Raw genomic sequence first — 21565 nt, forward strand, 5'->3', positions numbered from 1 at the left:
CAAGGAAAGACATGGCAAACATTAACGACGTTTCGCGGCTGGCGAAGGTGTCGAAAGCGACGGTGTCCCGTGTTTTGAGTGGCAGCCGCGGTGTCAAAGAGGAAAGCCGCCTGGCCGTAATGCAGGCGGTGGAAACGCTGCAATATAAACCGAGCGTGATTGCGCAGTCGCTGTCGACTCAGTCTACCGGCTGTATCGGCGTGATTTGTGCGACGGAAAACATTAACCAGTCCACCGGTTATCTGCACGCGCTGGAAAAAGAGCTGCGGCTGAATCAGAAGTATTTGCTGCTGCGGTTTGCCACCGACGCAGCAAGCCTTACGCATTCCGTGGACGAAATCGGGCGCGGTCTGTGCGATGCAATGATTGTGATTGGCGCGCGATTTGCGTTGCCGGTATTGCCTGAAAACGTCATCACCATTGACTGTCTGGACGCGGATTCAGCGCGCAGTATTCATTTTGACCGCAGCTTTGCGGCTGAAACCGCCTGCCAGTATGTGCTCAAACAAGGGCGCAGGCAGATTGCGCTGATCAATCCGGAGAGTCATGAAACTGCCGGGCAAATTTTGCAGGGATATCACCTCGCGCTGGAGAAATTCCTGCTGCCTTATGACCGGCGGCTGGTACACAGCGGCGGACAGGCATTGTCGCAACTGCTGGCGCAAAACGTGCCGTTCAACGCGCTGCTGGTGCCGGACGATGCCACCGCGCAGGATGCACTCCGTCAGCTTGCACAGCACGGGCGTGCCGTGCCTGAAAATGTGATGGTATTCAGCCTCGACAGCACGCTGCCGCCGGGTGTTTCTGCCGTTCCGGCAATTGCCTATCCGCTGGAAACACTGGCACAACGTGCGATGGCGTTACTGACCGGCCAGTTCTCCGCCAGTCTCAGCGCACCGGTTCGCGGCCAGCTTTCGTTACCTTCCTGACAAACCTCTCATGTCGCGCAGCAACGGATATCCGCCTGCGCGATTGTTTGCTAACATCACGCTCTGATCCCTTAACCTTTTCAGCGGCACCATCTCATTGATGAATATCAAGAAAAAAAGACCCGTACTCCAGGATGTTGCCGACAAGGTGGGCGTCACCAAAATGACGGTCAGCCGTTATTTGCGCAATCCTGAACAGGTTTCCGGTGCGTTGCAGGAAAAGATTTCTGCGGCGCTCGACGAGCTGGGTTACATCCCCAACCGCGCACCGGATATTCTTTCCAATGCGAAAAGCCGCGCCATCGGCGTGCTGCTGCCGTCGCTGACCAACCAGGTGTTCGCGGAAGTGCTGCGCGGCATCGAAAGCGTGACCGATATTCACGGCTACCAGACCATGCTGGCGCACTACGGCTACAGCCAGGAGCGCGAAGAACAGCGTCTGACCTCACTGCTTTCCTACAATATCGACGGGCTGATTTTGTCCGAACGCCATCACACGGCACGAACGCTGAAGATGATTGAAGTGGCCGGTATTCCGGTGGTGGAAATGATGGATTGCGTGTCGCCGTGCGTCGATCTGGCGGTCGGATTTAACAACTTCGAAGCCGCCCGACAAATGACCCAGCAAATTATCGCCCGTGGCCATCGGCATGTGGTGTATTTCGGCGCACGTCAGGATGAACGTACGATTATCAAACAGCAAGGTTACGAGCAGGCGATGCGCGAATCCGGGCTGGAGCCTTACAGCGTGATGACCAGCCGCTCCTCGAGTTACAGCGCGGGCGCGGAATTACTGCGTCAGGCGCAAAAAGACTGGCCGAAAATCGACAGTATTTTCTGCACCAACGATGACCTGGCGGCGGGCGCATTTTTTGAATGTCAGCGTCAGGGGCTGAAAATCCCGTCACAAATGGCGATTGCCGGTTTCCACGGTCACAACATGGGGCAGGCAATGGAACCGCCGCTGGCCAGCGTACTCACGCCGCGCGAAAGAATGGGGCAGATTTCCGCCGAACGCCTGCTGGCGAGATTACGCGGCGAAGAAGTGGTGCCGAGGATGGTGGATGTGGGGTTTACGATATCTGCGGGTGGAAGTATCTGATCTTTTACTCCTTCCCCTCTGCCCGCACCGCCACCGCAAAAGAGAAAGCCTGTAAGCTACAGGGCGGCAACTAAATCAATGGAATACGATTAGATGCAACCAGAAAAAAATCTTTTTAGTGGGTGTAAAGCAACATAATTATTATTTGAAATTACCATGTCTCATTCGTTGGGTAGTCTTAAAATGTGACCTGCGTCAGGTTTTTCGGTTAAAAAAATATACTCAATTGTATGAGTTACGAAAAATAGTAAAAGACGTAGGTTTTCCCTACGTCTTTTATTTGTAATTAATCAATGCAATTATTTAAAGAAATGATATAAAGCGAATGCGATTAATAATATGAAGCACCCTGCTGTTAATAATATCTCAATCATCACCCACACTTTAAAACTCAATGAATAATTATTTACAAAATCATACCAGTCATATTTATCCCGCTTATTCCATGAATAATTTTTTTTGAAAACAATAGGAAAATAAACGTGCGCTATTTTTCCTGTTGGAATTGTTTTTGTATATGCAATGCTAAAATCAAAGTAATTAAACGTTGTTCTTTCTGGTGGCAGAAATCCATACTTAGACTTATATGCATTACATAATTTAGTGAATCTAACTTTGTTAAAATATGTGACAATGATATTTAGCAATCCGGCTAAGATAAATAATATAAATATCACAACCTCATTTGTCATTAAATGTAGCCTCATAAATTTGTTCGCCAAGAAACTCACCAACATCTTCACTACTTGCTCCGCCTATTTCTCCGCCAACAACAGCACCTGCCAAGCCAATAGCTGTACATAACAACGCCCCAGAGCCTGCCGCTTCTACTGTAGCTAATCCCAACGCCCATACGCAAACAGCACTTGATACACGATTGCCGACAAAACCGCCCAATGCACTACCAGCTTGTGACACCCCAAATTTACTATATTCAGTAAACGCCTTTTTAACACATTCTTTTTCCCTTCCAGTTGTGCAGGCATCATACACACTATTGGTCGAGTTGCCGAATTCTAAGCCGATACCTATGTAACCTAGTTTCTTCATTGCTTTAATTAATTTTGCAGATTTATCTATATAAGTTGCATAGCCTTCAACACCTGCAACTCCAGTTTGTGACCATCTGTGCATTATGCTTCGACTTGATAATCCTAATGCACGTCTAAGATCATCATATTGGGACATTCCTAATTTATATTTCATGAATTTATTAAGTAATGTATTTAGCTTTTTGAAATGAACTGCACGTTCAACTCTAAATTGCTCACCTATTAAAGTGCCGCTTGTTATCAGTGCATGTTCATATGTTCTTTGAATATCCTTCAGTATAGTCTCTATTTCTTCAAAGTATTTTCCAGCCACCTCAGAAGCAATTCCTGCAATCTTACTGCCCTTTGCAGTAAAAGCATCAATTACATCTTTATTTTTATGAAGTAATGTTGCTTCCTCCATAGTCAAATCACTTAATGCAGTATCAACATTTGCTTTTGCTTTTTTCAAAGTTTCGATTTGTTGTGGGTCTTGTTTATCAGGGTCAACTAATAAAAGAATAGACGCTGGTTTGATCTGACCGCTACCGTTCAGAGAATCATATAATTCTCTAGCCCCGGCGATGGGGTTATAAAATAAATAGTCACCAAAATCCATTACATTGGATGGCAGATCAACAATACAAAACCCTGCATCTATTGGGATGCGTGGTGTTTCTTCTTTAGGTGAGGTAATAGATTCCGGGGCCGCTTCAGAAACTATCTGTTTCTTTGCCGCCTGCGCATGTTGTTCAGGTTCTTGTACTGTCTGTTTCTGCTTTGAAACGCTAACAGGAGAATCAAAACAATAACTGGATGAAAATTCACTTGCAAATAATCTAGATCGACAGGGGCAACCGGCGAAACTTTCAAGTGTGCCAATACAAGGAATACCATCGCAAGTGTAGTTTTGTATTCCACCAAACAGATTAAATACACCTTCGTTTTTACCGCATGTCACTTTATCTCCTACACGAGCTAAATTTAGTCCGTGATGTATAATATGACTTGATGCACTTACCACTTTACCGCCGCATGAGGTTTTATCACCAAGACGTATAAAATATCCGATCATTGCCATGCTTATTTATCCTTTTCAGTATGAAGTGATCCATTTTTCTTTGTTAATTGAGTAATGCGAAATACAATCAAAATCGTTTATATTCCCATTTTTAGATCTTTCAATTTTATCAATGGCAGTATGGGCAACTCGCATTAAATGCTCACTGTCTAATGCGTTTTGTTTTTTTATTTCATCACAATAATCAGCATAATAATCTTTCCAGTAATCATTTATTTGTTGAAAAAGTGTGTTTTCAAATTTCAGCGTAATTGGAGATAAAGCAGAGCTTTCTTTTTCTATTTTGAAACCTTGCATAAAACTTCTGGTTCGTAAACTACCGCTGGTGAATATAAGAGACTCTTTGCTATCTACACTGAAACCGAATGCAATATATATTGAATATGTCTCTGTCAGTGGAGCTACATCAATCATCATTTCAGTCACGCTGACATCATTGAAAGGGTAAACATTCCAATCCTCTGTTGCCCCTTTATTTAATATGAAGGTATATATCAAAGCATCCAGTTTAGAAGTGAATATCAACAAACCATTTTTATCGGGAGTTGGGCCTGTTGACCAGACGGGTTCCAGCCAGTGAATGCCGTTTTCTCTGACTGATTTTTTTGCCACAACAAACATATCAAGAGGGGCAAGATGGAAATGATCACCGGGAGCATAGAAGTAGAGACGCTTTGTCGTGTGAGGCATAATGATTACCGTTTCGTTGAGAAAACGATAATATACACCTATATTTTATGCGGTAATAATGCAAAACTTCAATGAATTAAATTAGTAAAATTTATCCAGTGAATTGTAGTTTCGAATAACGCTTGATTTATTTTGCTCTTTTTTCAAAACTGAAATTATTTTGTATAAGAGTTATTTGCTGGATAAAAAACAGGATATAAATTCATAATTGAAAATTAATATCCATAATGCTTAATATGATGCGTAGGCTCTCCTCCCCCTTCGCAGGGGGAGGAGAAAGTCTTACTTCTGTACCGTCTTCAGTGCCGCAATACAACGATCCACCACACCCTCGAATTTATGATCGATATTCACGCGCAACACATCCGGTTCGTCTTCGCCCGGTTCTTCGAGCGCATCGAACTGGCTGCGCAGTAAATCGGTCGGCATAAAGTGTCCGGCGCGGGCTTTCAGGCGGTCGGCAATCACGTCAAAACTGCCTTTCATGTAGATGAACACCATGCCTTCGTTGTCTTTACGCAGCGCATCGCGGTAGCGGCGTTTCAGCGCAGAACAGACAATAATGCCGGTTTCATTTTTATGGCGCAGGCTGTAAGCCGCGTCGTTCAGGCGCAATAACCACGGCGCACGATCGTCGTCGTTGAGTGGCGTACCGCTGGCCATTTTCTGAATATTGGCGCGGGGATGAAGATCATCGCCGTCGATAAATTTCGCGTTAATTTCACGGGCCAGTGCCGCGCCGACGGTGGATTTACCGCTGCCTGACACGCCCATCAGAATGATGCTTTGTCCTGCCATAAGTATGATCTCTATCCCAAAATGAACATTTTGACTGCGTAGTGAGTCCTAATATTAGCATGTTACCGGTATCATGATACCGGTAACAAATGGAGATGTGACTAATATCACAAAGGAATGCACTGCTGTTTTAGCGGTCGCGGTCTGTACCCGTTGCACTGTTAATTCCTACAACATGTTGAAAATTAAAAACAATGCGTCACCCGGTTTTTAGCCATACCGCAGTGACAGCATGAGGGGAAAGAATATGCCATTAGTTATTGTAGCGGTGGGTGTCGCACTGCTGTTGTTACTTATGATCCGATTTAAGCTTAATGGCTTCATTGCACTGATCCTGGTCGCGCTGGCGGTGGGTATCATGCAGGGAATGCCGGTCGACAAAGTCATCACGTCGATCAAAAACGGGGTAGGCGGCACGCTCGGCAGTCTGGCGCTGATCATGGGCTTCGGTGCCATGCTCGGTAAAATGCTGGCGGATTGCGGCGGTGCGCAGCGCATCGCGACCACGCTTATCGAAAAGTTTGGCCGTGAACACATTCAGTGGGCGATTGTACTGACCGGTTTCATCGTCGGTTTTGCGCTGTTCTATGAAGTCGGCTTCGTGCTGATGCTGCCACTGGTATTTACCGTGGCGGCGGCGGCGCGTCTGCCACTGCTGTATGTCGGTGTGCCGATGGCGGCTGCATTGTCCGTAACGCACGGTTTCCTGCCTCCGCACCCTGGCCCGACAGCGATTGCCACGATTTTCCATGCGGATATGGGCAAAACCCTGTTGTATGGCTCACTGCTGGCGGTGCCGACGGTCATTCTGGCGGGCCCGGTTTATGCGCGTTTCCTGAAAGGGATCGACAAACCGGTTCCGGAAGGCCTGTTTAACCCGAAAACCTTCACGGAAGAAGAAATGCCGGGCTTTGGCGTCAGTGTCGCGACGTCCCTGGTGCCGGTTATTCTGATGGCATTTCGCGCCGTCTGCGAAATGATCTTGCCGAAAGGCCATCCGGTACTGGCTTACGCTGAGTTCTTCGGCGATCCGGTAATGGCCACGCTGATTGCGGTACTCATCGCTATCTTCACCTTCGGCCTGAACCGTGGCCGTAAGATGGATGAAGTGATGGCGACTGTCAGCGATTCCATCAAAATCATCGCCATGATGTTGTTAATCATCGGCGGTGGCGGGGCGTTCAAACAGGTACTGGTGGACAGCGGGATTGAAAAATACATCGCCGCCCTGATGCACGGCAGCAACCTGTCGCCAATCCTGCTGGCGTGGTCAATTGCGGCAGTGCTGCGTATCGCACTGGGTTCTGCCACCGTTGCCGCGATTACCGCGGGCGGCATTGCTGCGCCACTGATCGCGACCACCGGCGTCAGCCCTGAACTGATGGTGATCGCCGTTGGTTCCGGCAGCGTGATTTTCTCACACGTCAACGATCCGGGTTTCTGGCTGTTCAAGGAGTACTTCAACCTGAGCATTGTCGAAACCTTCAAATCCTGGTCGGTGCTGGAAACCATCATCTCCCTGTGTGGTCTGGGCGGATGTCTGTTGCTGTCGATGGTCGTCTGACGGCCCGTTGTTAGCATAAAAAAGGCGAGCCATGTGGCTCGCCTTTTTTACATCGTTTTAAATTGTTTTAAGCGTCTGGATAATTTGCGGATTCAGTTCCAGCATTTTCAACAGCTTCAATGCTGCGCCATTTGGCAAACGCTTTTGTTGTTCCCATGCCTGCACCAGCGAGGGAGAAACACCAAGCAGCCGGGCGAACTCATCCTGTTTAACACCTGCTTTTGTGCGAATTTGTTTTACTTCAGGCATGGAAATACGCGTGATATGTGCAGGTGCCATCTCACCTTTACGGATCGCGACCATTTCTTCAGCGGATTGTCGCAATTCTTCAAAGAATTCTTTCGTCATGGTCTATCTCCTGTGTCACGACAGACTTCGTACAATGTTTTTCAAAATCGATTTTTCGCTTTCCGTCAGAGAATCTTTCTCACTCTTGGGATAAACCAGCAGCATGTAAATCTGACCATCAGCGCACAGGTAATAATAAATCGCCCGCACACCTGCACTTTTCCCCCGACGATGGTTCCCCCAGCGGACTTTTCTGCAACCGCCCGTCCCGACGATCAAAGCCCCTGCATCGGGATAATGCGTGAGGTATTCCTGAAACTGGCGATATTCCTCCTCAGTCAGCAGCTCTTTGCATTTGCGGCTAAAAGTCGGGGTTTCGATAAACTCCAGATATTCCATATGACTCATTCCATGACTCAAGATGGCAGGATAATACTCTCACAGGGTAAGAGTTCAACGCGAGGTTTTTCTCGTCAGAAACGAAAAAGGCGAGCCATGTGGCTCGCCTTTTTCGTTTCTGCTGTCGCTAAATCTTCAAATACGCCCTGATCCCATCGAGGAACATCTGCGTCGAGAGCATGACCAGAATCAGGCCCATCAGGCGTTCGAGGGCGCTGACGCCTTTGTCGCCGAGCAGTCGCAGGAACAAATTCGACAGCAGAAGAATGGCCATCGACAGGCCCCAGGCGATGAACAGGGCCAGCGTTAAGTGGCTCATCTGATTCGGATACTGGTGCGAAAGCAGCATCAGCGTGGCGAGAATCGACGGACCGGCCACCAGCGGGATCGCCATCGGCACGAGGAAGGGTTCTTCACCGGCAGGCAGGCCGCTGCTGCTTTTCTCTTCCGACGGGAAAATCATTTTGATGGCAATCAGGAACAGAATGATCCCGCCGGAAATCGACACAGTTTCTGTGCGCAGATTCAGGAACGACAGGATTTTTTCACCGGCGAACAGGAAAATCAGCATCAGGATAAGCGCGATCAGCATTTCGCGGATCAGCACCACCCGGCGACGTTTCGGGTCGAGATGTTTTAAGACCGACATAAAAATCGGTAAGTTGCCCAGCGGATCCATAATTAAAAACAGCAAAATGGTTGCTGAAATCATTTCGGTCATAACTACCTCAGAAAAAATGCCTGTTATAAGGTGCGCTGCTATTAAAGGCTGCACTATTGATTAAATTCACTTGCCACTTCTACTACATTTTGTAAGGTGGTAGACCCGCGCGTTAACGGGGCACAGTGCATCAAAACAGGCACTCGCTTGGTGCAAACGCGCGTTCAGGCTGTTTTAAGCAGTTATCACCCTCAGGGCAGGACAGATATTATGAAAAATGTAGGTTTCGTTGGCTGGCGTGGAATGGTTGGTTCTGTACTCATGCAACGCATGATTGAAGAACGCGATTTCGACGCTATCCGTCCGGTATTCTTCTCCACCTCTCAGCACGGTCAGGCCGCGCCTTCTTTCACGGGTCAGTCTGGGACCTTGCAGGATGCCTATGATCTGGACGCACTGAGTGCGCTGGACATTATCATCACCTGTCAGGGCGGCGATTATACCAATGAAATCTATCCTAAGCTGCGTGAAATCGGTTGGTCCGGCTACTGGATTGACGCAGCTTCCTCTCTGAGAATGGAAGATGACGCGATAATCATCCTCGACCCGGTCAACAGCGCCGTGATCCATCAGGGTATCGACAAAGGCATCAAAACCTTTGTGGGCGGTAACTGTACCGTCAGCCTGATGCTGATGTCGCTCGGCGGCCTGTTCGCCAATGACCTGATCGAATGGGCATCTGTCGCCACCTATCAGGCGGCATCCGGCGGCGGTGCGCGTCACATGCGTGAACTGCTGACCCAGATGGGCATGCTGCATAACAGCGTGGCGAAAGAGCTGGAAAACCCGGCATCGGCCATTCTGGATATCGAACGTAACGTCACTGCGCTGACCCGCAGCGGCACATTGCCGACCGATAACTTCGGTGTTCCGCTGGCAGGCGGTCTGATCCCGTGGATCGACAAACAGCTCGATAACGGCCAGACCAAAGAAGAATGGAAAGGTCAGGCGGAAACCAACAAAATTCTCGGCACTTCCAGCATTATTCCGGTGGATGGCCTGTGTGTCCGTATCGGCGCGCTGCGCTGCCACAGCCAGGCATTCACCCTGAAGCTGAAAAAAGACGTGTCGATTCCAGAAATCGAACAGATGCTGGCATCGCACAATGATTGGGTTCGCGTGATCCCGAATGACCGTGAACTGTCGATGCGCGAACTGACCCCAGCGGCGGTAACCGGCACCATGAACACGCCGGTTGGCCGTCTGCGTAAACTGAATATGGGGCCGCAATATCTGTCTGCGTTCACCGTCGGTGATCAGCTGCTGTGGGGCGCGGCAGAGCCTTTACGCCGTATGCTGCGCATCCTTTTGTAAGGTGAAAACTGCCCTGTTTTCTTTGTAAATATTTCCCCCGCGGGACACCAGCACGGTGTCCCGTTTTTATTTAAGCCTTCAATAACTTCCGCCGTTTCTCTCCCCGTCCGCAGCGCTTTTTACTGTATTTTTCTTTTTCAAAAATTTGTCCATATTTGAACTCCTTAACGCCCTGCCTTTTTTAATCTTTGTCTATGCTTAGTAGAAGAGCTCTGCCTTTTTGAGAAGCGGAATTAGAGACTTATTTGGAAATTGTGAACACAGGCGCACTGGCGCATTTTTTGGCAAAACTGAAGTACCGCCAGATCACAATGCAACGATAAAAAGGGGAGCACACTTAACTTACGGTCGTATTGAATATCTGAATGATTTTATTTGATTTATTGATTTAATTAATCATAGGACGAAATGCATGTCTGTACTTCCCGATCAGCACGTCATTAATCAAATTATATCTGGCCACTACGCTGATCCTTTTTCTCTTTTGGGAATGCATTCTGTCGCTGCCGGGCTGGAAGTACGTGCCCTGTTGCCGGATGCCGATCAGGTCTGGGTTATTGATGTAGAAAAAGGCAAGCAGGTGGCAGAACTGCGCCGTTATGACGAGCGCGGTTTCTTTGTCGGCCTGATCCCACGTCGTAAAAATGCGTTCCGTTACAAGCTGGAAGTCCGCTGGGGCGAGGATCGCCATGTGATTGACGACCCGTACCGGTTCGGCACGTTGTTGCAGGAGCTGGATATCTGGCTGCTGGCAGAAGGTACGCATCTGCGGCCGTATGAGAAACTCGGTGCGCATCCGCAAACGCTGGACGATGTCGAAGGCGTCAGTTTCGCGGTCTGGGCACCGAACGCCACGCGGATTTCCGTGGTGGGTGAATTCAACTTCTGGGATGGCCGCCGTCACCCGATGCGTCAGCGCCGTGAAAACGGCATCTGGGAATTATTCATTCCTGCCGTCCGCGAAGGTCAGCTGTATAAATTCGAAATTATCGACTGCCGTGGCAATGTCAGTCTGCGTGCCGATCCTTATGCCTTTGAGGCGCAGATGCGTCCGGACACCGCCTCGTGCGTGCGTAAATTACCGGATGTTGTGCCGCATTCAGAAAGCAGAAAGAAAGCGAATGCGCTGAATCAGCCCGTTTCTGTCTATGAAGTGCATCTGGGTTCCTGGCGTCGTCATACCGATGATAATTTCTGGCTCAGCTATGGCGAGCTGGCCGAGCAGTTAGTGTCCTATGCCAAATGGATGGGCTTCACGCATATCGAACTGATGCCGGTCAACGAGCATCCGTTCGACGGTAGCTGGGGTTATCAGCCGCTGGGTATGTACGCGCCGACCCGTCGTTTCGGCACGCCGATGGAGTTCAAAGCCTTTATCGATGCCGCGCACAACGCCGGTCTGAATGTGATCCTCGACTGGGTGCCGGGGCATTTCCCGAGCGATACCTACGGGCTGGCCCAGTTCGACGGCACCGCGCTGTACGAATATGCCGATCCGCGTGAAGGTTATCATCAGGACTGGAACACGCTGATTTATAACTATGGCCGCCACGAAGTCCGTAACTATCTGGCAGGTAATGGTTTTTACTGGATTGAACGCTTCGGCATTGACGGTCTGCGCGTAGATGCCGTGGCGTCGATGATTTACCGCGATTACAGCCGTAAAGCGGGCGAGTGGATCCCCAATTATTACGGTGGCCGCGAAAACCTCGAAGCCATTTCTTTCCTGAAATACACCAACCATACGATTGGCAAGGAACTCGGCGGCGCAGTGACGCTGGCCGAAGAATCGACTGATTATCCGGGCGTCACCATGCCGCCGGACGCGAACGGACTGGGCTTCCACTACAAATGGAATCTGGGCTGGATGCACGACTCGCTGACGTATATGCAGCTCGATCCGGTTCACCGCAAATACCACCACAATCTCATGACGTTCGGCGTACTTTACGCCTACAGCGAGAACTTCATGCTGCCGCTTTCGCACGATGAAGTGGTACACGGTAAAAAATCCCTGCTGGATAAAATGCCCGGCGACGTCTGGCAGAAGTTTGCCAACCTGCGCGCTTATTACGGCTTTATGTGGGCACATCCGGGCAAAAAACTGCTGTTTATGGGCGGTGAATTTGCGCAGGGGCGCGAGTGGAATTTCGACGCCAGCCTCGACTGGCATCTGCTGGACGACGCGACCGGCTGGCACAGCGGCGTGCAGCATCTGGTGCGCGACCTGAACCTGACGTATCAGGCCAACGCACCGCTGTATGAACTGGATTACAACCCGCGTGGCTTTGAATGGCTGGTGGTTGATGACCATGAAAACTCTATTTTCGCCTTCGCGCGTCGCGATGAAAACGGCGGTGAAATCATCGTTATCAGCAATTTCACGCCGGTGCCACGTGAGCACTATCGCATCGGCATTAGCCGCCCTGGCCGTTACCGTGAAATTCTTAACACCGATTCGCATTTCTACCGTGGCAGCAATGTCGGCAACGGCTGCGACGTTTACAGCGAAAACACCGGTCATCATCAGCGTGAACATTCCATCAGCGTAACGATCCCGCCGCTGGCGACGGTCTATTTGCGAAGGGAGGCGTAATGAAACAGCTCGCGGCTGGTCAGCCCGCGCCTTTTGGCGCGCATCTCAGAGATAACGGCGTCAATTTTTGCCTGTACTCCGCGCATGCGGAGAAAGTGGAATTATGTCTTTTTGATGAGACCGGCAGCGAGCAGCATCTGCCTTTACCGGGGCACACCGGCAATCTGTGGCACGGTTTTCTGCCCGACGCCAAAGCCGGACAGCGTTACGGTTACCGCGTTTACGGGCCGTTTGACCCGAAAAATGGCCATCGTTTTAACCCGAAAAAAGTGCTGATTGATCCCAGTGCACGGGCCGTTGACGGTGTGCTGCATGACAATGTGCGCTTTACCGGCGGCACTGACGCACCGGACGATAAAGACAGCGCCGTGGTCGCGCCGAAATCTGTCGTCGTCGCCGGGAATTTCGACTGGGGCGATGATAAACCGCCCGCAAAACCCTGGGGCGAAACGGTGATTTACGAGGCGCATGTACGCGGTCTGACCCGTCAGCACCCACGTATTCCGGCGGCGGTTCGCGGCACCTATGCCGGACTGGCGCATCCGGTCATGCTCGAATATTTACAGCATCTGGGCGTGACGGCGATAGAACTTTTGCCGGTGCAACACCATGCCGATGAGCCGCGTTTGCAAAAACTGGGGCTGAGTAATTACTGGGGCTACAACGTGCTGGCGCCGTGCGCTGTGGATCCGCGTTATGCCAGCGGGCAGGGCGGTGTGTCAGCGCTGAATGAGTTTAAATCGGCGGTTAAAGCCCTGCATCAGGCCGGTATCGAAGTGATCCTTGACGTGGTGTTCAACCACAGCGCTGAACTGGATATTGACGGACCCTTTATCTCGTTTCGCGGCATCGACAATGCCAGTTATTACTGGCTTAACGAAGACGGTTCCGACAACAACATGACCGGCTGTGGCAACACGCTGCGCCTGATGGACGATGAAGTCATCGCCTGGACTCTCGACTGTCTGAATTACTGGGTGCGTGAGTGTCACGTCGATGGTTTCCGTTTTGATTTAGCCACCGTTCTTGGCAGAACGCCGGAGTTCAGTGCGCAATCACCGCTGTTCAACGCCATTAAGCAGGATGCCGTTCTCTCGCAGGTCAAACTGATTGCAGAGCCCTGGGATATCGGCACCGGCGGCTATCAGCTCGGCAATTTCCCGCCGCCGTTTGCGGAATGGAGCGATATCTGGCGCGACGATATGCGTCAGTTCTGGCTGCACGGCGATCTTTCTCTCGGCCAGTTTGCCGGACGTCTGGCGGCCTCTGCCGACAAATTCAATCCCGCACAGCGCGAACCCTGGGCCAGCGTAAATATGCTGACGGCACACGACGGTTTCACGCTGCGCGATCTCGTGAGTTTTAACCAGAAACACAACCAGGCTAACGGTGAAGAAAACCGCGACGGCCACAACGAAAATTTCAGCCAAAACCACGGCGAAGAAGGGCTGGAGGCGTCTGCACAAGTTCTGCAACAGCGCCGTCTCAGTCAGCGTGCTTTGCTGGCGACGCTGTTTCTGTCACAGGGCACGCCGATGTTGCTGGCCGGTGACGAGCAGGGTAACAGCCAGTCGGGCAACAACAACGCCTATTGTCAGGACAATCCTCTGACCTGGCTCGACTGGGAAAATGCCGATGAAAGCCTGACGGCCTATACCTCTGCGCTGATTGCCCTGCGCCGGAAAATTCCGGCACTGACGCAAAACCGCTGGTGGCAGGAAGGCAGTGAAGATGTGCAATGGCTGAATCAACAGGGGCAACCGATGAGCCCCGGCGACTGGGAACAGGGGCCGCAGCAATGGCTGCAAATCTGTCTGTCTCAGCGCTGGTTGCTTATCGTCAATGCTTCGCTGCACGAGGTTGATTTGCAACTGCCGCCGGGAAACTGGCAGCCGGTTGCGCCGTTCAACAGCGTGCTTTTTGATGAGGAACCCCGGCGTGTCATGGAAGGCTCGCAATGGCGGGCAGCAGCAAAAACCCTCTGTGTCCTACAAGATTTTACTCCACAGAGCCGGTCATTATAAAAACAAAGGAGTCAGATATGGCGACATTAGACAACCGGGACCCGGTCATGCTGGCACGACAGTTGCCGCTGAAATCCGTGGCGTTAATCCTTGCCGGGGGACGTGGTTCAAGACTGAAAGATTTGACCGCAACCCGGGCAAAACCCGCCGTCCACTTTGGCGGGAAATTCCGCATCATTGATTTTGCCCTGTCGAATTGCCTGAACTCCGGCATTCGCCGCATCGGTGTCATTACGCAATATCAGTCGCATACGTTGGTTCAGCATATTCAGCGCGGATGGTCTTTCTTCAATGAAGAAATGAACGAGTTCGTGGATTTACTGCCCGCGCAGCAACGCCACAGCACCGAGCACTGGTACAAAGGCACCGCCGATGCGGTGTATCAGAATCTGGATATTATCCGCCGCTATAACGCCGAATTTGTGGTGATCCTGGCGGGCGATCATATCTACAAAATGGACTACTCGCGGATGCTGATCGACCACGTGCAGAAGGGCGGTGAATGTACCGTCGCCTGCCTGGAAGTGCCCCGAGCTGAGGCCAGCGAGTTTGGTGTTATCGGCGTCACTGAGGATTATCACATCACCAGTTTCGTCGAAAAACCGAAAGACCCGCCAGCGATGCCCGGCAATCCCGATATGGCGCTGGCGAGCATGGGCATCTACATTTTTAATGCGGACTATCTGTTTCGTATGCTCGAAGAAGACATGGCCAGTGAGGAATCCAGCCATGATTTCGGCAAAGACCTGATCCCGAAACTGACCCGTCAGGGCGTTGCCCGTGCGCATCCGTTCGGACTTTCCTGCGTAACGCAAAACGATGACGCGCCGCCGTACTGGCGTGATGTCGGCACGCTCGATGCCTACTGGCGCGCTAATCTGGATCTGGCGTCAGTCACGCCGGAGCTGGATATGTACGATCGCGACTGGCCGATCCGCACGCACATGGAGCCATTACCACCGGCCAAATTTGTGCAGGATCGCTCAGGCAGCCACGGCATGACCATGAACTCGCTGGTGGCTGGCGGCGTGATTGTCTCCGGTTCAGTGGTGGTGCATTCGGTGCTGTTCCCGCGGGTACGCGTTAACTCTTTCTGCAACATTGATTCGACGATTATTTTGCCGGATGTGAACGTGGGGCGTTCATGCCGCTTACGTAAATGCGTCATCGACCGCGCCTGTCAGATCCCCGAAGGCATGGTGATTGGCGAGAACGCGGATGAAGACAGCCGCCGGTTCTATCGTTCCGAAGGCGGCGTGGTGCTGGTCACGCGCGCGATGCTGGCGAAACTATAAACAGATATTAGAAAGCACGACTTTTCGTCATCCCGGTATTGCCGGGATGACCGGGATAATCAGGAGCGCGAATGCAGGTTTTACATGTTTGTTCCGAGCTGTTTCCGCTGTTAAAAACGGGCGGCCTTGCTGACGTCGCCGGTGCACTGCCCGCCGCTCAGATTGCGGAGGGCGCAGATGTCCGCGTGCTCATTCCAGGTTTTCCTGATGTCAAAAAAGGACTGGGAGAAACGCAGGTCATCGGCACGCTGGCGACCTTTGCCGGGCATGTCACCCTTTCACTGGGTTACTTTGATGGCGTGGGTATTTATGTGATTGATGTGCCCGGTTTGTACGATCGTCCCGGCAGCCCGTATCACGATCAATCGTCTTTTGCCTACCCGGATAACCATCTGCGCTTTGCGTTGCTGAGCTGGATGGCCTGCGAGCTGGCACTGAATTTTGACCCGCACTGGAAGCCGGATATCGTCCATTCTCACGACTGGCACGCCGGGCTGTGTTCCGCCTATATCCGCGCCCGAAACGCGCCGGTACGTACCGTGTTTACGGTGCATAATCTGGCGTTTCAGGGGCTGTTCTTCGCGCATCATCTCGATGAACTTTATATCCCGCGCGAATTCTTCCAGATGCACGGGCTGGAATTCTACGGCCAGATTTCTTTCCTGAAAGCCGGTCTGTTCTATTCCGATCACGTGACCACTGTCAGCCCGACCTACGCCAAAGAAATTACCCGGCCGGAGTTTGGTTACGGCATGGAATCGCTGCTGCTGGAGCGTGAAATGCAGGGGCGCCTGACTGGTATTCTTAACGGCGTTGATGAAGCCATCTGGCAGCCGCGCGACGACGTGCTGCTGTCGGCGCGTTACGACGCTGATGATTTGCGATCCAAAGCGGTCAACAAAGCCTATCTGCAACGGGCGATGGGGCTGGATGTGGATGATTCGCGTCTGGTGTTTGCGGTCGTCAGCCGCCTGACCAGCCAGAAAGGACTGGATCTGGTGCTTGAAGCCTTGCCGGATTTACTCGAACGCGGCGGACAGCTGGCGCTGTTAGGCGCGGGTGACGCAGTGTTGCAACAGGCATTCCTGGCGGCAGCGGCGGACAATCCGGGGCAGGTCGGCGTGCAGCTCGGTTATCACGAAGCGTTTTCCCACCGCATCATCGGCGGCGCAGACGTCATCATGGTGCCGAGCCGTTTCGAGCCGTGCGGATTAACCCAACTTTACGGACTCAAATACGGCACCTTGCCGCTGGTACGTCGTACCGGCGGGCTGGCCGACACGGTGGTCGATTGTGCGCTGGAAAATCTGGCCGACGGAACTGCCAGTGGTTTTGTGTTTGAAGAAGCAACGGGGAAATCGCTCGGAAATGCGATCCGCCGCGCATTTGTTTTGTGGAGCCGTCCTAAGCACTGGCGACACGTACAACAACACGCCATGGGTATTGATTTTGGCTGGAAGGTGGCTGCACAGGAATATCTCACCCTGTATAACCGCCTGATGTCCTGACCCCTGAACGCAGCTAACTTGATCGGGAATGTAACGTTATGACTTCACCGTTTAATTACAACTCACCGACAGTCAGTGTCGAAGCGCTAAAGCATTCGATTGCTTATAAACTGATGTTTATTATCGGCAAAGATCCGTCCATTGCGACGCAACATGACTGGCTGAACGCCACGCTGTTTGCGGTTCGCGATCGTATGGTGGAACGCTGGCTGCGTTCTAACCGTGCGCAAACTTCACAGGACGTCCGGCAGGTTTATTACCTGTCGATGGAGTTTCTGATTGGACGAACCCTTTCCAATGCGTTGCTGGCGATGGGGATTTACGACGATCTGAAAAGCGCGCTCGATGAAATGGGCTTTGATCTCGAAGAACTGATCGGCGAAGAAAATGACCCGGGTTTAGGCAACGGCGGCCTCGGACGGCTGGCGGCGTGCTTCCTCGATTCGCTGGCCACGCTGGCGCTGCCGGGACGCGGTTACGGTATCCGCTACGAATATGGCATGTTCGCGCAAAGCATCATCAACGGTGAGCAAAAAGAAGCGCCAGATTACTGGCTGGAATACGGAAATCCGTGGGAATTCCAGCGTTATAACACCCGCTATAAAGTGCGTTTTGGCGGACGTGTGCAGCACGAGGGCGTCAAAACCCGCTGGCTGGAAACCGAAGAAGTCATCGCCTGCGCCTACGATCAGGTGATTCCGGGTTATGACACTGATGCCACCAATACCCTGCGGTTGTGGGGCGCGCAGGCCAGTAACGAAATCAATCTGGGTAAATTTAATCAGGGCGATTACTTTGCGGCGGTGGAAGATAAAAACCATTCCGAAAACGTGTCGCGCGTTCTGTATCCCGATGACTCGACCTATTCCGGCCGCGAGCTGCGGTTACGCCAGGAATATTTCCTGGTGTCGGCGACCGTGCAGGACATCCTCAACCGCCATTACACCACGCACCATACTTACGACAATCTGGCCGATAAAATTGCTATTCACCTCAATGACACGCACCCGGTGCTGTCGATCCCTGAGCTGATGCGTCTGCTTATCGATGAGCATAAATTCGAATGGAAAGACGCGTGGGAGACGGTGTGTCGTGTGTTCTCTTACACCAACCACACGCTGATGAGCGAAGCGCTGGAAACCTGGCCGGTAGACATGATCGGCAAGATCCTGCCGCGTCATCTGGAGATTATTTTCCAGATTAACGATCACTTCCTCAAAGAAGTGGCGGAGAAAATTCCCAACGATAACGGCCTGCTGTCACGCGTTTCGATAATCGATGAAGGGAATGGCCGCAAAGTGCGGATGGCATGGCTTGCGGTCATCGCCAGCCACAAAGTCAACGGCGTGTCGGAGCTGCATTCCGAGCTGATGGTGCAGTCGCTGTTTGCTGATTTTGCCCGCGTTTATCCGGATCGTTTCTGCAATAAAACCAATGGCGTGACGCCGCGCCGCTGGCTGGCACTGGCCAACAAACCGCTGTCGGCGGTGATTGATGACGCCATCGGCCAGACCTGGCGTTCTGATCTCAGCCAGCTGGCGGAACTGAAACAGAATCTGGATTACCTGAGTTTCCTGCAGGCGATCCGCAAGGCCAAGCTGGACAATAAAAAGCGGCTGGCGCTGTATATCGCCCAGAAACTGAACATTGTGGTGGATCCGAAAAGCCTGTTCGACGTGCAGATCAAACGCATCCATGAATACAAACGTCAGCTGATGAACGTGCTGCACGTCATCACCCGTTATAACCGTATTCTGGAAGAGCCGGACGCCGGGTGGGTACCACGCACGGTGATTTTCGCCGGTAAAGCGGCATCGGCCTATTACGCCGCCAAACAGATCATCCGGCTGATCAACGACGTGGCGACGGTGATCAACAGTGATCCGCGTATCGGCAACAAACTGAAGATCGTCTTCATCCCTAACTACAGCGTCAGTCTGGCACAGCTGATCATTCCGGCGGCCGACCTTTCCGAGCAGATCTCGCTGGCGGGTACTGAAGCGTCTGGTACCAGTAACATGAAATTTGCCCTGAACGGCGCGCTGACTATCGGTACGCTGGACGGCGCCAACGTCGAAATGCTCGAACATGTGGGTGAGGACAATATCTTTATCTTCGGCAACACCACGCCGCAGGTCGAGGAACTGCGCCAGAAAGGTTACAACCCGCATACCTATTTCGAGCAGGACGCTGAACTGCATCAGGTGCTGACGCAAATCGCCACCGGTGTCTTCAGCCCGACCGAGCCGAAGCGCTACACCAACCTGTTCGATACGCTGGTCAATCTCGGTGATCACTATCAGGTGCTGGCGGATTACCGCAGTTATGTCGATACGCAGGATAAAGTCGATGAGCTGTATAAACTGCCGGAAGAGTGGACGCGCCGCACGTTGCATAACATCGCCAACATGGGCTATTTCTCTTCGGATCGTACCATTCAGGAATACGCCGATGAGATCTGGAATATCAAGCCGGTGAAGTTGTAGAGCGGGAATAGAGGTGGGACTTTCAGCTCCTCACCCTTCGCAGGGGGAGGAGCTAACTAATTCAAGATGCCAGCGACAAATGTTTCTTCTGCTGTTTGTGTGTTTCCAGCCATTCGGCGACGCGTTGTTGCTGAGTTTTATCCAGCCACATACCGAGTTTTGTACGACGCCAGATAGCATCATCAAGCTGTGAAACCCACTCTTTTTCCACCAGATAACGCAGTTCCGCTTCGTAGAATCCGTGACCGAAATCTTCGCCCAGCGATTCCAGGCTGGTCGCGTCATTCAGGAACAGCTCCGTCTGGCTGCCGTAAGTCCGTGCATACCGGCGTGCCAGTGATTCCGGTAACCATTTGAAGCGGGTACGCAAATTGGCGCTGTAGGTATCACGGTCGCCGTTCAGTTTCCCGCCCGGCAATACGGCCGTTTTGGTCCACGCCGGACCGGCTTTCGGATAGTACTTCACCAGTTTTTCCAGCGCGTGTTCCGCCAGTTTACGGTAGGTGGTCAGCTTGCCGCCAAATACAGAAAGCAGCGGCGCTTTGCCGTCCTGATCGTGAACGTCGAGCGTGTAATCGCGGGTCACGGCTTGCGGTGAATCAGATTCGTCATCACACAGCGGACGCACGCCGGAATAAGTCCAGACGATGTCTTCGGTGGTCAGCTGTTTCTTAAAGTGGTCGTTATACACTTTCAGCAGATAACCGATTTCTTTATCGTCGATTTTCACGTCTTTCGGATCGCCGTGATATTCCACGTCGGTGGTGCCGATGATCGAGAATTCATCCATCCACGGGATCACAAACACAATACGGTGATCTTCGTTTTGCAGAATGTAAGCCTGCGGCTGATTGTGCGCACGTGGCACCACAATATGGCTGCCTTTGATCAGACGAATACCGTAAGGCGATTTCAGCTTCAGGCCGTCGTCGAAGAAGTGTTTTACCCACGGACCGGTAGCATTCACCAGACCTTTGGCACGCCAGGTATAGGTTTTGCCGGTGTCGATATCTTCGGCTTCCACCATCCACATGCCGTCTTCACGCCATGCGCGGGTCACCCGGGTGCGGGTACGGACTTCGCCGCCACGCTCTTCCACTTCCTGAGCGTTGACGACCACTAAACGCGCGTCATCCACCCAGCAGTCTGAATATTCAAAACCTTTGGTCAGTTCGGGTTTCAGCACGGATTCACTGCCGAATTTCAGGCCCTTACTGGCCGGCAGGCTGGTGCGTTTGCCCAGATGGTCGTACAGGAACAGTCCGGCGCGGATCATCCAGGCCGGACGCAAATGCGGCTGATGCGGTAAACGGAAACGCATCGGGAAAGCAATATGCGGCGCCATTTTCAACAGCACTTCACGTTCAGCCAGCGCTTCGCTGACCAGACGGAATTCGTAATGTTCCAGATAGCGCAGGCCACCGTGGATCAGTTTCGAACTGGCCGAAGAGGTCGCGCAGGCCAAGTCTTGCGCTTCAAGCAGCAGAACAGACAGCCCGCGGCCAGCTGCATCTACTGCGATGCCGGTACCATTAATACCGCCACCAATTACGATCAAGTCTTTGGTTTCCACGTCATCTTCCTCCAGATGTTCGCAATAGCTCTTTTATGTTCGTTTTCGCTCATGATTGTAATCGAGAATCGACAAACAAGCCAAGCGTTAACCAAATAAAAACAATTATGCGTGATGAAGGTAACATTTTTGTGTCGGTTTCGAGCATAAAGGCAAAGAGGGTACG

General features: G+C 51.8%; 16 protein-coding genes. 9 read left to right on the forward strand and 7 right to left on the reverse strand.

The window, feature by feature from the left end; all coding sequences use genetic code 11:
- Positions 1 to 11 precede the first annotated feature (11 nt).
- Positions 12 to 929: a LacI family DNA-binding transcriptional regulator gene (locus tag ACM615_RS21830; protein WP_132967001.1), complete on the forward strand. Its 918-nt coding sequence runs from the start codon at positions 12 to 14 to the stop codon at positions 927 to 929.
- 106 nt (positions 930 to 1035) lie between these two features.
- Positions 1036 to 2031: a gluconate operon transcriptional repressor GntR gene (gntR, locus tag ACM615_RS21835; RefSeq protein ID WP_112289207.1), complete on the forward strand. Its 996-nt coding sequence runs from the start codon at positions 1036 to 1038 to the stop codon at positions 2029 to 2031.
- 681 nt (positions 2032 to 2712) lie between these two features.
- On the opposite strand, the gene ACM615_RS21840 is transcribed toward gntR, so the two are convergent.
- The 3 genes from ACM615_RS21840 to ACM615_RS21850 all read right to left on the reverse strand — a co-directional run bounded on the left by ACM615_RS21840 (position 2713) and on the right by ACM615_RS21850 (position 5631).
- Positions 2713 to 4143 (reverse strand): PAAR domain-containing protein, encoded by a 1431-nt coding sequence (locus ACM615_RS21840; RefSeq protein ID WP_431012526.1) that lies wholly within the window; start codon positions 4141 to 4143, stop codon positions 2713 to 2715.
- 15 nt (positions 4144 to 4158) lie between these two features.
- The gene (locus tag ACM615_RS21845) at positions 4159 to 4833 is read right to left on the reverse strand and encodes a hypothetical protein (protein WP_431012527.1); all 675 of its coding nucleotides are present in this window, start codon (positions 4831 to 4833) and stop codon (positions 4159 to 4161) included.
- 282 nt (positions 4834 to 5115) lie between these two features.
- Positions 5116 to 5631, reverse strand: a complete 516-nt coding sequence (locus ACM615_RS21850; RefSeq protein WP_113877232.1) for a gluconokinase — start codon at positions 5629 to 5631, stop codon at positions 5116 to 5118.
- Between the two features lie 247 nt (positions 5632 to 5878).
- Here ACM615_RS21850 and gntT point away from each other — a divergent pair, with 247 nt between their 5' ends.
- Positions 5879 to 7195 (forward strand): gluconate transporter, encoded by a 1317-nt coding sequence (gntT, locus tag ACM615_RS21855; RefSeq protein WP_112289197.1) that lies wholly within the window; start codon positions 5879 to 5881, stop codon positions 7193 to 7195.
- Between the two features lie 57 nt (positions 7196 to 7252).
- Here the strand turns inward: gntT and nadS are convergent, their stop codons facing one another.
- The 3 genes from nadS to ACM615_RS21870 form a co-directional block, all read right to left on the reverse strand.
- Entirely contained in the window at positions 7253 to 7543 is a 291-nt protein-coding gene (gene nadS / locus ACM615_RS21860) for a NadS family protein (protein WP_129637682.1), read from the reverse strand.
- 15 nt (positions 7544 to 7558) lie between these two features.
- Positions 7559 to 7882 carry a hypothetical protein gene (locus tag ACM615_RS21865; protein WP_112289195.1) on the reverse strand — a complete coding sequence of 108 codons (324 nt, stop codon included), beginning with the start codon at positions 7880 to 7882 and terminating at the stop codon, positions 7559 to 7561.
- 127 nt (positions 7883 to 8009) lie between these two features.
- On the reverse strand, positions 8010 to 8603 hold the full coding sequence (locus tag ACM615_RS21870) for a YhgN family NAAT transporter (RefSeq protein WP_095923864.1): 594 nt from the start codon (positions 8601 to 8603) through the stop codon (positions 8010 to 8012).
- A 210-nt stretch (positions 8604 to 8813) separates the two neighbouring features.
- Here ACM615_RS21870 and asd point away from each other — a divergent pair, with 210 nt between their 5' ends.
- The 6 genes from asd (at position 8814) to glgP (ending at position 19826) form a co-directional block, all read left to right on the forward strand.
- Positions 8814 to 9917, forward strand: coding sequence for an aspartate-semialdehyde dehydrogenase (asd, locus tag ACM615_RS21875; protein WP_113877229.1), 1104 nt, complete (start codon positions 8814 to 8816; stop codon positions 9915 to 9917).
- 412 nt (positions 9918 to 10329) lie between these two features.
- Positions 10330 to 12513, forward strand: coding sequence for a 1,4-alpha-glucan branching protein GlgB (glgB, locus tag ACM615_RS21880; protein ID WP_129637681.1), 2184 nt, complete (start codon positions 10330 to 10332; stop codon positions 12511 to 12513).
- A complete protein-coding gene (glgX, locus tag ACM615_RS21885; RefSeq protein ID WP_431012528.1) occupies positions 12513 to 14537 on the forward strand; it encodes a glycogen debranching protein GlgX in 2025 nt (674 codons plus the stop codon). Before glgB ends, glgX begins: the two co-directional genes overlap by 1 nt.
- 17 nt (positions 14538 to 14554) lie before the next feature.
- Positions 14555 to 15832, forward strand: coding sequence for a glucose-1-phosphate adenylyltransferase (glgC, locus tag ACM615_RS21890; RefSeq protein WP_113877226.1), 1278 nt, complete (start codon positions 14555 to 14557; stop codon positions 15830 to 15832).
- Positions 15833 to 15903: 71 nt separating this feature from the next.
- A complete protein-coding gene (glgA, locus tag ACM615_RS21895) occupies positions 15904 to 17340 on the forward strand; it encodes a glycogen synthase GlgA (protein WP_112289190.1) in 1437 nt (478 codons plus the stop codon).
- 38 nt (positions 17341 to 17378) lie between these two features.
- The gene (gene glgP / locus ACM615_RS21900) at positions 17379 to 19826 is read left to right on the forward strand and encodes a glycogen phosphorylase (protein WP_113877225.1); all 2448 of its coding nucleotides are present in this window, start codon (positions 17379 to 17381) and stop codon (positions 19824 to 19826) included.
- 61 nt (positions 19827 to 19887) lie between these two features.
- Here the strand turns inward: glgP and glpD are convergent, their stop codons facing one another.
- Positions 19888 to 21399: a glycerol-3-phosphate dehydrogenase gene (glpD, locus tag ACM615_RS21905; protein WP_112291928.1), complete on the reverse strand. Its 1512-nt coding sequence runs from the start codon at positions 21397 to 21399 to the stop codon at positions 19888 to 19890.
- Positions 21400 to 21565: the final 166 nt, after the last annotated feature.

The sequence above is a fragment of the Rahnella sp. PAMC25617 genome (assembly GCF_050606005.1).
GTDB classification, from domain to species: domain Bacteria; phylum Pseudomonadota; class Gammaproteobacteria; order Enterobacterales; family Enterobacteriaceae; genus Rahnella; species Rahnella variigena.

Bases quoted from the DNA above. Each gene is read 5' to 3' on its own strand.
- ACM615_RS21830 (WP_132967001.1), top strand. From the start codon at position 12: ATGGCAAACATTAACGACGTTTCGCGGCTGGCGAAGGTGTCGAAAGCG.
- ACM615_RS21840 (WP_431012526.1), bottom strand. From the start codon at position 4,143: ATGGCAATGATCGGATATTTTATACGTCTTGGTGATAAAACCTCATGC.
- ACM615_RS21845 (WP_431012527.1), bottom strand. From the start codon at position 4,833: ATGCCTCACACGACAAAGCGTCTCTACTTCTATGCTCCCGGTGATCAT.
- ACM615_RS21850 (WP_113877232.1), bottom strand. From the start codon at position 5,631: ATGGCAGGACAAAGCATCATTCTGATGGGCGTGTCAGGCAGCGGTAAA.
- gntT (WP_112289197.1), top strand. From the start codon at position 5,879: ATGCCATTAGTTATTGTAGCGGTGGGTGTCGCACTGCTGTTGTTACTT.
- nadS (WP_129637682.1), bottom strand. From the start codon at position 7,543: ATGACGAAAGAATTCTTTGAAGAATTGCGACAATCCGCTGAAGAAATG.
- ACM615_RS21865 (WP_112289195.1), bottom strand. From the start codon at position 7,882: ATGGAATATCTGGAGTTTATCGAAACCCCGACTTTTAGCCGCAAATGC.
- ACM615_RS21870 (WP_095923864.1), bottom strand. From the start codon at position 8,603: ATGACCGAAATGATTTCAGCAACCATTTTGCTGTTTTTAATTATGGAT.
- asd (WP_113877229.1), top strand. From the start codon at position 8,814: ATGAAAAATGTAGGTTTCGTTGGCTGGCGTGGAATGGTTGGTTCTGTA.
- glgB (WP_129637681.1), top strand. From the start codon at position 10,330: ATGTCTGTACTTCCCGATCAGCACGTCATTAATCAAATTATATCTGGC.
- glgX (WP_431012528.1), top strand. From the start codon at position 12,513: ATGAAACAGCTCGCGGCTGGTCAGCCCGCGCCTTTTGGCGCGCATCTC.
- glgC (WP_113877226.1), top strand. From the start codon at position 14,555: ATGGCGACATTAGACAACCGGGACCCGGTCATGCTGGCACGACAGTTG.
- glgA (WP_112289190.1), top strand. From the start codon at position 15,904: ATGCAGGTTTTACATGTTTGTTCCGAGCTGTTTCCGCTGTTAAAAACG.
- glgP (WP_113877225.1), top strand. From the start codon at position 17,379: ATGACTTCACCGTTTAATTACAACTCACCGACAGTCAGTGTCGAAGCG.